Source organism: Dehalococcoidales bacterium (genome assembly GCA_035529395.1).
Lineage (GTDB): Bacteria > Chloroflexota > Dehalococcoidia > Dehalococcoidales > Fen-1064 > DUES01.
On record DATKWT010000026.1, the window covers coordinates 1 to 12762 of the forward strand.

Below are 12762 nucleotides of genomic sequence, written 5' to 3' on the forward strand. Positions count from 1 at the left end.
CTCTACCAGACGGTTGCCGTATTTTTTCAGCACAGCTTTATGCTGCTGCTCGTATGATGGCGCGGGCCGTCGATACTGCCGAATATCATTAAAGTTAATCAATCCCACTGCCAGAATGAAAATGAAGGTAAGAACAGGGAATACCAGGCGCCCTGCAGGTAAAGGCAGCCCCAGGGCTGTCCTGGTGCTTTTGGTGCTGCTCGTGTCGGTGAGAGTAGTTGGTACCACTTTATTCAGGTCTTCCCTGAAGGCGAACACCGGCTTTCCCATATCGGCAGTCAGCGTCTGGCTGAAGCTTTCCCTGATGCTGCCTTGAGCCGTATTTGCAGTGGTGAGGACATCGACCCGAATAGTTAGCAGGTAAGTAGAAGCAGCGCTGCCTATTTCATGGCGGATATTGTCCAGTAAATCCCTGATACCGGTGATGTCCAGGGAAAACGAAGTTTGCAGGTCACCGCTGTAAGAGGTGGATGGTACCAGGACAAAGCTCTTTTTCCAGATATCGGCCCCTTCCAGCAGGGCGTCTACGGCAATCTGCTCCTTGAGGCCGGTTACCGGTTGGCTGCACTTGAACTCATATCTGAAGGTCATATCTATTGTTTCCAGCAGGTTGGCCAGGAGGACGGTACCCGGTTTGACTTCCGTTAGAGGGGACGGTTGCGGGGCCGCGAGTACGGGCACCGTAATACTCTGTGCATCAAATACCGAGTTGGGTTTGAGCTGAACCGTATAATTGAATACGCCGCTGCAATCATCTTCAGAAAGTACCCGGTCACCATCGATTTCCAGGATAGTGTTGCTCAGTTTAAGGGGCAAACTCTGCCGGAAGACGCTGTCTCCCTCCTTGACATTGGCCACGATAGCCATCCGGCGGCTGCCGGTCACCCCTAATTCCGTCTCGATGGTATCGAAGAGGTCATTGCATTGCCGTACTTCCAGTTTGAACGGTATGTCTATCTGATTGCCGGTTAGCCCTTCCTGCGATATCAGGGGCAGGGTTTTTTGCCAGAGGCCTTCATTTTCAAGTACGGCATCGATGGTAACATCTTTAGATGAGTCAGCCTGGCCGCAGTAGGTGAAGGTCATATCAATACCATCTATGATGGCAACCGGATAGCGCGTATTGGTGGGCAGGGGTTCTTCCTGGCGGGGTTCAGGACCGAAAAGGTATGACGGTGCAAGGCAGGCCGTGTAATCAAAGTCTCCCCTTTGAGTATAGGAAAGCCGCACTACTTCTTCCTCAATGATTAATGGATTGGAGAAAGCGATAATAGTACCCGCTATTAACGCTGGTAAAGCCATCAGTAGAAATACTGACATCCATCTTTTCCAGGCCATTACTATCCACTCCCTGTTTAAGCCGTACATCACCTGTTGCCTATTACATTTTTCACCAGTACCGCCAGCCACCCGACTTTAGGGATAACGAATATGTTTTTACCCGTTACGGCAAGGGCAGCCGCCGGATAAATATCCGGGTCTTCATTAGCGTCACCTTTGGTAACGAATACCCTGCCGCTCTCCGTCTCTTGAATTTCAATAACTCGGTGTATGATGTTTTCATCTTCGCTTCTGCGTATCTGGATGACGTCACCTACCTGAATTTGTTCTTCTGTAAACTCGGCCATAATAGCGATATCTCCTACCTCCATGTAAGGACGCATGCTGCCGCTGGCAATCAAAGCCGGTTTGAGCGGGAAAAGGCCTACCGAGAACCAGATGATACATACACCAGCAAGAGCCGTCATCAGCCAGCCGGCAGTGGCCAAAAATCCGGGCTGCATTCTGGTACGGGAGCGCTTTACGAGTGATGATTCCAGCCTGCCGGCAGCAACCAGAAGCAGCAGAGGGACAATGATACCGATAAGCCCCCGGAATGTCCATTGCAGGTCCGGTATAACGGGACTGAACCACCAGAATAACTGCAATATACCCCGGTAGAGCAAAGATGCTAAAGGGCCTCCGGAGCGAGCCAGCCGGGTTGCCAGCACATTCTCAGCCAGGAGAGGGAAGAAAGTACCCGTCAAATATGCTATCGAGTCTGTTTCAAACCTCAGCGACGTCAGGGCATCCCACGGGACGGCTATTACTGTGAACAGCAGCCCCACAAAGACTATCGCAGACCAGGTGTGTTTACTACCCATACGCCGTATCAGCCAGGCACGGCTGAACTCCATGCCCAGCAGTGTTGCGGTGACCAGGAACAAATTTCGCGAAATGCCCAGAAAAGTGAATGTATAGGGGCTCTCTCCGAAGGACGAAAATACGCCGCCGAACACATAGGCAACTAGCTGGCTAATACCGCCGGTAAGGGCCAGGATGAGAAAGTCCTGGCGTACTCTCTCGCGGGGGGTCCGGGCCGGGGGCAGCAATTTCAGTGTGCCGATGAAGAGCAGCAGCCAGGTGACGGGTAAAATGAGGTAGGTGCTCCAGATACGGTTGCCCATGGTGGGAAGGCCGAAATTTACCAACACGTAAATTCCCACCAGAGAAAGTACCAGTACAAATCTTGAATCAATAGAGAACTTTCTAATCAAGACTCTCCGCCCGTTGAAATACTTTCAGGCAAGGCCGGGTGGTAAAAGATTGGCAGCCAGTATTTATAGGATACGATAGCCCAGATCAGCACTGGAAACAGGTCGATACCGATGGAGAGAAAAAGCGTGGCTATGGAGCGTCCCAGCCACCGCTCCGTGTTAAAATAGGCAATCAGACCAATGGCCGCCAGACTGGCTACCTGGATGGCAATACTGCATGACAGGGCGACAACAAGATAAACAGGCCGTTTTTTTACCGGAATACCCGGCGTAAACAGGACAAGGGCCAGCAGGAGTATGAATCCCCCGAAGAAAGGCAGCGCATGTAGAGACGAAGGCAGCGGATAACCCTTTAAATATATTAAAAAGGTATCCTCTTGTGCCTGGATAATAATACTCGAAGGTGTCGTCATGTCGGCCAACCTGGCAACCGAATTGGCGTAGGGGCCGGCAATATACGGAAACAGGGCTGCCAGTAGTAATATCAAGCCCGTTACTTCGAGGAAGAAAAATAATAACCTATGACGGCTGTACATTGACGACCTTCCCAATCCACAGTAGCCATATGCCGATTACCACCAGGATGGTTATTGATTGCCAGACCACAAAATGGGTGATATCAAAGTATTGAGGTATATGAACCCCGACATAATAAAGGCTCACAGTACGTACCAGGTTTATCAGGAAAATAACCGGTATGCCTAGGCCGAGGCATAGTATCTTTTTCAATATAGAAGAAGGATAAGCTATAACAGCGGCCACTAAAATAACAGCAGGTACTATGCCCGTGCATTCATTGCCCACCTGCATGGAGAAAACAGACGAGGCGACAACAGTTTCATTCAGGTTTACCGGATTTCCCAGCAGCCAGAGTAGATAGGTCGTGAGTCCGGCTACCAGCTGCATCAGCCAGTCCAAACCGCGGGCATCCATTATCCTGGGGTAAAAAACGGACCATATACCGATTAAGACAATAAATATCATGACAGAGCGTATAATAGCCCTGTGGCGCACAACCAGCGGCTTCAACCGGGAGAATTTAAGTCTACCCATTTTTTTCATCATGGTATTACGGGCTGTACCTGATTCAAGTTTGTGCCCGTATATTGCCTCCCATTAGAGAACTGGTCTGTTTCCTGTCGACAGGGCAGCAATCAAGGATGAACATATCATTCACAAATCCACTAAAACCGGTGCCGGAATCATACCTGCTGTTACCGTACATCATTGAGAGTAATGTTTGGCAGCGTATATCGTTAAGGAAACCCGGTTTTGCAGGTGCAGCTTGTCCATTATGCGGCCGATGTAGGTTCTGACCGTACTTTCCCCCAGGAAAAGGCGGCGGCCGATTTCAGTACTGGACAGCCCCTCGGCAACCAGGCGCAGAATTTCCTCTTCCCGGTGGCTGAGTTTGGTTGCTCCTGTTGTAAGCCGGAATTGGCCCACCAGTCTGGTAGCCAGTGAAGGGGATATAACCGATTCCCCTGCTGCCGTATGACGGACGGCGCTGACGATGCTGTCTATGCTTTCGTTTTTCAGGACATAGCCGCATGCGCCGAGCCGAAGCGCCTCAAACAGGTCCTGTTCCTTATCTGATGCAGTTATTATGAGTGCCCGCGTTTCTGGTAACTTCTGCCTGATATGTGACAGCGTAATAAAGCCGTTCTGGTGCGGCATTGAAATATCTATCAGGATTACGTCTGGCTTCGATTGCAGAGCAAGCATCTCTGCCTCAATACCGTCCCCAGCCTCAGCGACAACTTCTATGTCCGTCTCCTCCTTCATAATACTGATAATACCGTGTCTGACCACGATATGGTCATCCACTACCATCAGGCGTATCTTTTTTGCGTTTGTTATGGCTACCTCCTACCGTTGGCTGATTGTTGCAGCGGAATGCTTATTTTAACATCAGTACCCCTGCCCGGCATGCTGTCAATTTGGACATTCCCTCCAACGGATTCAGCACGTTCCTGCATGATAGATAAACCTTGTCCGTTTCCGGTCATACTACCGGATGGATTTGATAGCTGGTCGAAACCATGTCCGTAATCGCGTATTATCAATAAAACGCGGTTCCTATCAAATGTGGTCCAAATGGAAACCAGATGAGCGCCTGAATATTTTCGGACATTATTCAGAGCTTCCTGGCAAATACGCAGGAGCTGATTTTCAACCGGGGGAGATAAATGAAGTTCATCAATCGTGTCCTCAATATCGAAAGAAATACCGGATTGAGACCTGATATATTCCGTGTATTTTTTTAACCTGGTAGAGATACTTTCATATCCGTGATTGGCGCGTAGAAAAGCCAGTGAATCGCGAGTATCCGTTTGGGCTTGCTCTGCAAGGCGGGCAACCTGGTCTAGTTCGGGAAACTCAATACCCAATTTTGTCATCTTCCGCTGCAGGAGCTGGACTTGCCAGCAAAGGTTGGTGATTGTTTGCACAGCACCGTCGTGGAGTTCATGGGACAAACGCTGTCTCTCTCGCTGTACATTGTCATTAATAATTCGCTTTCTAATGTTAAGGTTTACCAGATAAGGTAGTATGGCCGTCAATACTACTGATATGGCATAAACTCCCAGATAGGTGGATTCAGCCAAAGAAAGAGTCGTCTTGCCCGGAGCTATGAACAAATGGCTGAGTACTAATAGTGAGATCGAAACGATAGCAGTGCCTGCTACTATCCTGGTATCCAATAACAGGGCTGCAAAGATGACAGGGGTTAGAGAATAGAATAGAAAGGGACTCTGAATGCTACCGCTTAGAGCAAACAAAGCGGTACATATCAGAACATCAACGGCTAGAGTCACATATGCCGTAGAGTTTGATGACGGTAAACGATAGAATCTTGTCTTAACAACGGTATAGCTAGAGGCTGCGTAGAAGATGTAAACCAGGAGAATCGGCGGCTGTTCAGGAACGCGATAGAAAAACACTTGAATGCCGGCAATCAGCAGAGCCAGTAGCCGGAAACCAACCAGGAATAATGAAATTTGCAGGAGTACCTTCTTCTCATAGCTGGCGGTGGTATATGCTTTTCCATGCTTGAACTTGTCCAGCGCTGAACCAAGTCTCGAAGAAATGGCAGGATTAGCCCTTAACTCGGACTTTGCAGACGAGGAATCAGGTGTTGTCTTTGCCAGTACATTCATTAGAACGTTTTGCCTCATTTCGAGTCCTCATGAACGATACAAAGAACAGTATGATTCTCTATCTAACAAGATATATGAAATGATGGAATTGGCAATTATGCAAAAGGATGATTCTATAGTAGCTAAAGGACTATTTTCAGCGAGCATAATCAGCAGATTAGTATGTCTCTTCGATTGCTGGGATATGGCCTGCCTTCCGAAAGTGGACTAGTATTGATGTTAGGATGATGCCGGTAGGCGCCGCTTTAACGTGCTGCTGTTGTGGCGGATGGACCGGGCATTCCTGTCGGTACTCGTTGCCGCCAATACCCTGGAAAGGCTCAGGACCTGGGGAGTAGGGCTCAGGTCTTATGCGGAGCCGTGGCTGGATACAACATCTCCATTTGAAGAAGCGCTCTATTACATAACGGTGGCCTATGCTCAACTGGAGAGAGGGATTGGCTCTTTGAAAACGCTGGCTGGCCCTGACGTGAGCCGGAGCATAATGGCCTTGACTGCCTCTTCAATGGCATGGTCGACTACCTCTTCAAGTGCCGCGGGTATTTGAAACACCTCCTCGTAACCCTCGCGCTGCACCTTAGCCACGTGTTCCCCGTCGAAGAACTCGTGCACCTGGCCCACAGTAACAGGGAAGCGGTCTTCGGGCCACAGTCCCGGCAGTGCACATAGAGCCATGAGCCCGCTGTCAACCTGGGTCAACTCAGCCGCCTCCGGCAGGACGACCTCTAGCTCTCTCTCTGTCAGGTCAGTATCACTCGGCCTTGTCCGCCACAGAGTCTGCTAGGACTTGTCCGGGCGAGGCAGGCAGAGGACGAAGTAGCCTTGCTCGCAGCCGAGAGACAGGGTCTCAACGATATCCCTCTGGCGGAGCATCTTGGGTAGGTGAAGGAACTGCGCAAAGGCTCGCACTAGATCGCTGGCACGCCGAGAGGTCTCGCCGGAGCGCCACAGATTGTACGGACCTTCGGGCAGAAGAGCTTTTGCGCTAATCGCCGACTACTGGATGCGACAGCGTCTGTCCTTCTTGATGGTCTCAAACACGGGCTCCTCGCCTGTAGTGACACGAAGGGCCTCGACATCTCCCTTGGCAGAAACGGTGACCACCGTGTTGTATGCCTGTACCAATGCGTCCGGGTCGTTTCCTCGCGCCTGGACCCGAAAGCCCTTCAACAGTGTCTCCCTCATGTCGTCAAGGCCCTCGGCTTCAGGAATGTTGGCTACTTCCTCCCAGGCGAGGTGGTCTCGGACACGATTCCTCAGCAGTTCCATTAGCTGACGTCGTAACTACATTCCGCACGCCAAGAGGTTCGTGAAACATGCCCATAGTTGCTCTATCTTGCCCTGTTTCTGCTCCTAACTCTTGTCCACAGTCATGGTCGGGGTGTAGGCGACAGTTATCGTCTGAAGCTTGGGGCGTTCGTACACTCCAATTGAAAGACATGCCGATGTTCGTCCAGTGGTGACTTCTATTTAATAGAAAAGGCAAACGGTATCAGATAGCTATACGCATGGCTGGACAAACATCCCGATGTTCGTTCAGTGGTAGTAAATCCTGGTCTAGGTTCGCAGCAGTATTCGGTCACCATCAACCTTGGTCCTGTAGGTTATGAGTGGCCTGGGTGTCTTAAGTGCCCTGCTGACCGCTGCCAGGAGTCCTGAGCCTTTCAACCAGCGGACCACCTCACCACTGGACAGGTCAAACTGGGAACCGTGGCGAGGGCACGTGACGATGGTGCCCTGCAGCTGACCCTGGGACAACCTGCCACCCATATGCGGACAGCGGTTGTCTGACGCGTAGTACTCGTTTCCAACCCTGGCCACGAGTACTTCATGTCCGTTGATCTGTACCGCTTTCATCTCTCCGCTTTCCATTTCGCCTACGTTACCTACCTTCACGAATCTTGCCATGCCTGTCCTCCTGAGTGTTCATACCTTGACTGCGTGATGCACCTGAGTCAGAAAGCCCACGAATCCGATAGACCAGCCATTCTCCCCGGCACTACCGATCCATTTCATGGAAAAAGCTCCTCTCGACGTTGCCCAGAAACTGGTCAACGAGGATGGACAGGATGGCCGCAGGTACGGCACCTTCAAGGATATAGGCCAGGTTGTCCTGCACCAGCCCCGCGATAATCGGTGACCCGAGTCCCCCGGCTCCGATGACCGCCCCGATCATCGCTGTGCCGATGTTGATCACCACCGATATCCGAACGCCGGCCAGAATCACACTTGCGGCAATCGGTATCTCCACACGGACCAGAGTACGCGCCCGGGTCATCCCCATCCCATGAGCTGCATCGACCAGATCAGGTGAGACTGTGCCTATGCCTGCTATGGTGTTGCGCACCACCGGGAGCAGGCCATAGAGGAACAGCGCCAGTACCGTAGGCTGTAAGCCAAAGCCCAGCATTGGGACTGCCAGGGCGAGCACGGCCACCGGCGGAAAGGTCTGGCCGAAGGATGTGAGGTCACTGACTATGGGAAGAAAGCTGCGTCCGCCTGGCCTGGTAACCCAGATGCCAAGTGGCACACCTATGAGAACGGTGAGACTGCTTGAATAGAGGACGAGCAGGACGTGCTCTCCGACCAGCACAAACAAGCTGGCCCGCGGGTGCAGCACGCGGCTCTCCTCGGGGAAAAGGGACCTGAAGACAGCCTCCCACCACTGCTCATTGGTGATGAGTACAATGAATGCTGCCACCAGTATACCAAGAACCAGCCAGCGTCGTGCCTGCCCGGTGCGCATTATCAATCCCTCGCCTCAGATGTCGCCGCTTCGATGTCGCCGAGTTCAACCTGGCCGGCAAGTCGGCAGCCCTCATCAATTACCGGGATGCTCCTCAGTCCTTGTCCCAGCATACGCGACAGCGCTTCGCGGAGAGTGGCTGTATTCGCGATCGCAATCTCTTCGGTGTCACCGCGCACCACACTGTCACGCACAGAGCTAGCGCCGGAAAGGCTGTTCCTGTCTACCCAGCCTACAAGGCGGTTGGTATCGTCCACCACCCAGACCCAGGAGCACTCACTACAGGCTGACATCGCCGCTTCAACGGGACCATCCACATGCACGAAAACGGCGGGCTTGACGAAGTCAGCGATGCCGATACGCGAAAGACGCTTCAGCGCCCTGTCCGTACCCACGAAATCATGCACGAATTTGTTGGCCGGTCGGGAGAGAATGGTCTCAGGCGTGTCGTGCTGTACCAGCCTCCCGGCCTCCATTATCGCTATGCGGTCTGCGAGCCGGATGGCCTCGTCAAGGTCGTGAGTTACGAGGATGACGGTCTTCCTTAGGTCTTGCTGGATGCGTACGAATTGTGCCTGAAGCCTTTCTCTGGTCAATGGGTCGACAGCGCCGAAAGGCTCGTCCATGAGCAGCATGGGCGGGTCCGCCGCCAGAGCACGCGCGACCCCGATGCGCTGGGCCTCCCCACCGCTGAGCTGGTGGGGGTACTTCCCGACGTACTCCGCATATGGCAGGCCGACCAGTCCCAGGAGTTCCTCAGTCCGCGTCGCGATGCTCTGCTTCTCCCAGTGCAGGAGCTCCGGCACCACGGCAATGTTGGCCGCGACCGTCATGTGTGGAAAGAGCCCGACACTCTGTATTGCATAGCCTATAGACTGGCGCAGTTTCTCCGGCCTGATCCTGCTGGTATCCTCACCGTCTATGAAGATGCTACCTGACGTGGGCTCAATGAGGCGGTTGACCATACGCAACGTGGTAGTTTTCCCGCAGCCGGATGGGCCGATAAGAACACAGACCTCACCCCGGGTCACCTCCAGCGAGAGACCGTCTACCGCTGTGGTTTCGCCGTAACGCTTTATCACCTGTTCCAGGCGTATCATCCCTCTCCTTCACGCAGACCGCGAGGAGTTGCCCATCGCACTGCACCGCGCATCAGAATATCGACGAGTAGGGCCAGGAATATGATCGGAATGGCCCCGACAAGGATGAGATCCGGTGCCTGCTGGCCGACTCCCCGGAATATAAACCAACCCAGCCCGCCAGCACCGATCAGCGCGGCCACGGTGGTCAGGCCAACCGACTGTACCGACGCGGTACGTATCCCCTCGAGGACGAGGGGAGCCGCCAGGGGCACCTCTATTTTACGAAAGACCTGAGCACGGGTCATCCCCATACCCAATCCGGCATCAATTGCTGCCACGTCTACCTGGCGCAGACCCACGTACGTGTTGCGCACTATCGGCAGCAGTGAGTAAATCACGAGGGCAATTACAGCCGGAGTTACTCCGACGCCACGAATCCCGATGTCGCGCAGCCAGGGGACGGCAAAGGACAGGGCAGACAGCGGGGCAATCAGTAGACCAAACAATGCCAGGCTCGGTATCGTCTGAGTGATGTTGGCGAGGAAGAATATCGGCCTTTCCGCGCGCCTGCTCCTGGTTGCCCAGATGCCCAGCAGTATGCCGAAGACCGTACCCACGCTCACACTACCGCCGAAGAGCAGGACATGCTTCTGTAGCTCCTGGAGGAAGCGCTCTTGACGACCGGAGAACTCCTGCAGGACAGACAGTTGGTCAAACCACCCGACCGCCAGAAGCACGATGAAGACTATGACGCCGGTCAACGAAACCAGGTGTCGCCAGAGACGCCGTTCCTGAAGACCCTGCCGGGCGGAGAAAACCACGATATATGCCCCGCCCAGAGTCAACCAGAAACCCGCCCCAAGCGAGACGCGGGCAATCGCGTCCTGCGTCTCGAGAAGTCGGCCGCTTGTACACCCCACAGTGATAAACGTGACTGCAACAATAAGATTGGCAATAGCCCCAAGGCTGACTTTTCTGACTACTTTTCCCGCTACCAGGCTCAGCACAAGACACGTCACCCAGAGCCCGGTCATCGCCAGCATGACGGGCCAGCCGGTACTTTCCCACAGGCAGAAACTGGTTCCCGCAGCGACACGGTTTGGCTTCAGCGTCAGCCATCCGAACAGAAGGGAAACAAGCCCGATCACTGACCCGGTGAGTGCCACACTGTCACGGGTGACCAATCGACGAATCATCTGTTCCTGCGGTGAAGAAGAGCCTACTTCAGGAAGCCCTTGGAAGTGAGATAGTCTCTGGCAACGTCTGCCGGGTTCTCGCCGGCAACACCAATCCTGCCGTTCAACTCCTGGAGGATTTCTAGGGTCAGTGACTCAAAGACCGGATCGAGGATGTCCGTGATCTCGGGGTACTTCTCCATGATCTCGCCACGAACTCGGGGTGCGGGCTCGTACACCGGCTGGACGCCCCTCGGGTCCCCGAGCACTACCAGGCCGAAGGCATCGATGGTCCCGTCGGTCCCATAGGCCATGGCCGCGTTGATTTGGTCAGTGCCCTCTCCTGCGGCCTTCTCGGTCTGGGTGGTGTCCCCGCTCGAAACGGTCACCAACTGCTGTTTGTCCAGAGTGAACCCGTATGCCTCCTGGAATGCAGGCAGCGCGGCAGGGCTGTTGACAAACTCTTCTGAACCGATTAGCTTAATGGTGGGGGCCTTCCCCGCGTTCACATAGGCCGCAAGGTCATCCAGGGTCTCTAGATTGTGCTCCTCTGCAAGGTCCCGCCGAATGGCTATCGCCCAGGTGTTATTTGCCGGGGCCGGCTTCAGCCAGAGGATATCGTTGCGCTCCAGGTCAAGCTCCTTCACGCGATCGTAGCCCCTGGCCGCGTCCTTCCAAACAGGTGAGTCGGCCTCATCGAAGAAGAAAGCCCCGTTGCCGGTGTACTCCGGGTACATGTCGATTTCACCGGTCTCCAGCGCCTTCTTGACCACTGATGTAGGTCCAAACTGAGACTTGTCCACTACTTCGAAGCCACCATCTCGCAGCATCAGTATCATCATCTGTGCCAGAAGTGATCCCTCAGTGTCTATCTTCGACCCAACCGTGATCGGGCCTTTTAGTTCCTCAGCCGACTCCTCGCCACCGGCGCAACCGGGCGCTAACAGGACCAACGCCATAGTGAGAGCAAAGATTAACTCCAACAGTCTCTTCATGATGGTACTCCTCCTTCCTTCACGAGATGTACTTATAAATACTTTACGCAGCACAAGTGCTCGTGTCAAATCCCTCACCCTTTGCTTCGCACCCCCTTGTTCTACCTCGGGTGGACTTGTAGCCCCGGCGGCAGACCTCGAATTGAACCACAGCACATCAGGACATGTTGACGGGCCACCAGCAACTGTGCCAAGCTTTGCGTGATACATAGACTATCGCGCTCACCTGACGGATGAGAAATGGAGGCGCAAATGGAATGGCAAGACTTGCTGGCAGACGGCTACGAAAGGATCGTCGATGTGGTGGCGAGAGTGCTAGGTGGACTCACAGAAGATGATCTGAACTGGCAGCCCCGTCCTGACTGCAACAGCATTGGCTGGTTGGTCTGGCACCTGACCCGGCAGCAGGACGCCCAGATATCTGCTCTGGCCGGGGAAAAGCAACTCTGGACCGAACAGCGGTGGCATGCCAGGTTTGGTCGAGAGGCCAATCCGGAAGACATCGGATTTGGCCATACTCCGGAGCAACTGGCGGCGTTCAAGTCCCCCGATGTTGAGACTCTGATGAACTACAACAGGGCAGTGGTTGAACGCTCAAAGGCGTACTTCCGGCGGCTGTCTGCATCAGACCTCGACCGGGAACTTGATGAGCCTTGGTTCCAGCCACTGCCGACAGTTGGGGTGCGACTCATCAGCATAATGGATGACAGTGTGTTGCACGCGGGCCAGGCGGCCTATGTACGCGGTCTCCGCCAGGGCAAGGGCTGGCAAAAGTACTAGTGTAGTGTCTCGTAAATATCTTGACGTATGATGGATGTTGATGTCATTCCAGCGCAGGCTGGAATCCAGGGGGCAAACACGTATCCCGGAACGAGTCTAACAGGGTGATGAAAAAGGGGAGTCCAGAGGGGCTCCGCCTCTTCTGAGAGGCGCCCCCTTCTGGCAGGGGTGTCTGGGCGTCATTCTGTAAGAATGACGTTAGCAGAATCCGAAACCAGATTATGCCGGTATCCCCCAGATATAATCTTTCCTCCCTTCCTCGGTAGGAAGGCTCCTTCCTGGACAGGAA

The 12762-nt window shown here is 53.7% G+C and carries 14 protein-coding genes; 1 reads left to right on the top strand and 13 read right to left on the bottom strand.

What is annotated here, in order from left to right:
• The 13 genes from VMW13_01600 to VMW13_01660 form a co-directional block, all read right to left on the bottom strand.
• Window positions 1-1338: DUF5305 family protein (locus VMW13_01600; protein HUV43503.1), on the bottom strand; the 1338-nt coding region annotated here is incomplete at its 3' end.
• A gap of 29 nt (window positions 1339-1367) precedes the next feature.
• Window positions 1368-2537 carry a signal peptidase I gene (locus tag VMW13_01605; GenBank protein HUV43504.1) on the bottom strand — a complete coding sequence of 390 codons (1170 nt, stop codon included), beginning with the start codon at window positions 2535-2537 and terminating at the stop codon, window positions 1368-1370.
• The gene (locus tag VMW13_01610; protein HUV43505.1) at window positions 2534-3073 is read right to left on the bottom strand and encodes a hypothetical protein; all 540 of its coding nucleotides are present in this window, start codon (window positions 3071-3073) and stop codon (window positions 2534-2536) included. Before VMW13_01610 ends, VMW13_01605 begins: the two co-directional genes overlap by 4 nt.
• Window positions 3057-3590, bottom strand: a complete 534-nt coding sequence (locus VMW13_01615; protein ID HUV43506.1) for an archaeosortase/exosortase family protein — start codon at window positions 3588-3590, stop codon at window positions 3057-3059. Before VMW13_01615 ends, VMW13_01610 begins: the two co-directional genes overlap by 17 nt.
• A 171-nt stretch (window positions 3591-3761) precedes the next feature.
• On the bottom strand, window positions 3762-4370 hold the full coding sequence (locus VMW13_01620) for a response regulator transcription factor (protein HUV43507.1): 609 nt from the start codon (window positions 4368-4370) through the stop codon (window positions 3762-3764).
• A gap of 29 nt (window positions 4371-4399) precedes the next feature.
• Window positions 4400-5695: an ATP-binding protein gene (locus VMW13_01625; GenBank protein HUV43508.1), complete on the bottom strand. Its 1296-nt coding sequence runs from the start codon at window positions 5693-5695 to the stop codon at window positions 4400-4402.
• Window positions 5696-6115: 420 nt separating this feature from the next.
• The gene (locus VMW13_01630) at window positions 6116-6394 is read right to left on the bottom strand and encodes a hypothetical protein (GenBank protein ID HUV43509.1); all 279 of its coding nucleotides are present in this window, start codon (window positions 6392-6394) and stop codon (window positions 6116-6118) included.
• Between the two features lie 297 nt (window positions 6395-6691).
• Entirely contained in the window at window positions 6692-6964 is a 273-nt protein-coding gene (locus VMW13_01635) for a hypothetical protein (GenBank protein ID HUV43510.1), read from the bottom strand.
• Window positions 6965-7252: 288 nt separating this feature from the next.
• On the bottom strand, window positions 7253-7603 hold the full coding sequence (locus VMW13_01640; GenBank protein ID HUV43511.1) for a Rieske 2Fe-2S domain-containing protein: 351 nt from the start codon (window positions 7601-7603) through the stop codon (window positions 7253-7255).
• 91 nt (window positions 7604-7694) lie between these two features.
• On the bottom strand, window positions 7695-8441 hold the full coding sequence (locus VMW13_01645; protein HUV43512.1) for an ABC transporter permease: 747 nt from the start codon (window positions 8439-8441) through the stop codon (window positions 7695-7697).
• Window positions 8442-8443: 2 nt separating this feature from the next.
• Complete coding sequence (locus VMW13_01650) at window positions 8444-9541, bottom strand: ABC transporter ATP-binding protein (GenBank protein ID HUV43513.1); 1098 nt, start codon at window positions 9539-9541, stop codon at window positions 8444-8446.
• Window positions 9538-10719 (bottom strand): ABC transporter permease, encoded by a 1182-nt coding sequence (locus tag VMW13_01655; protein HUV43514.1) that lies wholly within the window; start codon window positions 10717-10719, stop codon window positions 9538-9540. The genes VMW13_01650 and VMW13_01655 overlap by 4 nt, the downstream gene beginning before the upstream one ends.
• Window positions 10720-10742: 23 nt before the next feature.
• Window positions 10743-11693 carry an ABC transporter substrate-binding protein gene (locus VMW13_01660; GenBank protein ID HUV43515.1) on the bottom strand — a complete coding sequence of 317 codons (951 nt, stop codon included), beginning with the start codon at window positions 11691-11693 and terminating at the stop codon, window positions 10743-10745.
• Window positions 11694-11945: 252 nt separating this feature from the next.
• Between VMW13_01660 and VMW13_01665 the strand changes: the two genes are divergently transcribed.
• On the top strand, window positions 11946-12473 hold the full coding sequence (locus tag VMW13_01665; GenBank protein ID HUV43516.1) for a DinB family protein: 528 nt from the start codon (window positions 11946-11948) through the stop codon (window positions 12471-12473).
• Window positions 12474-12762: the final 289 nt, after the last annotated feature.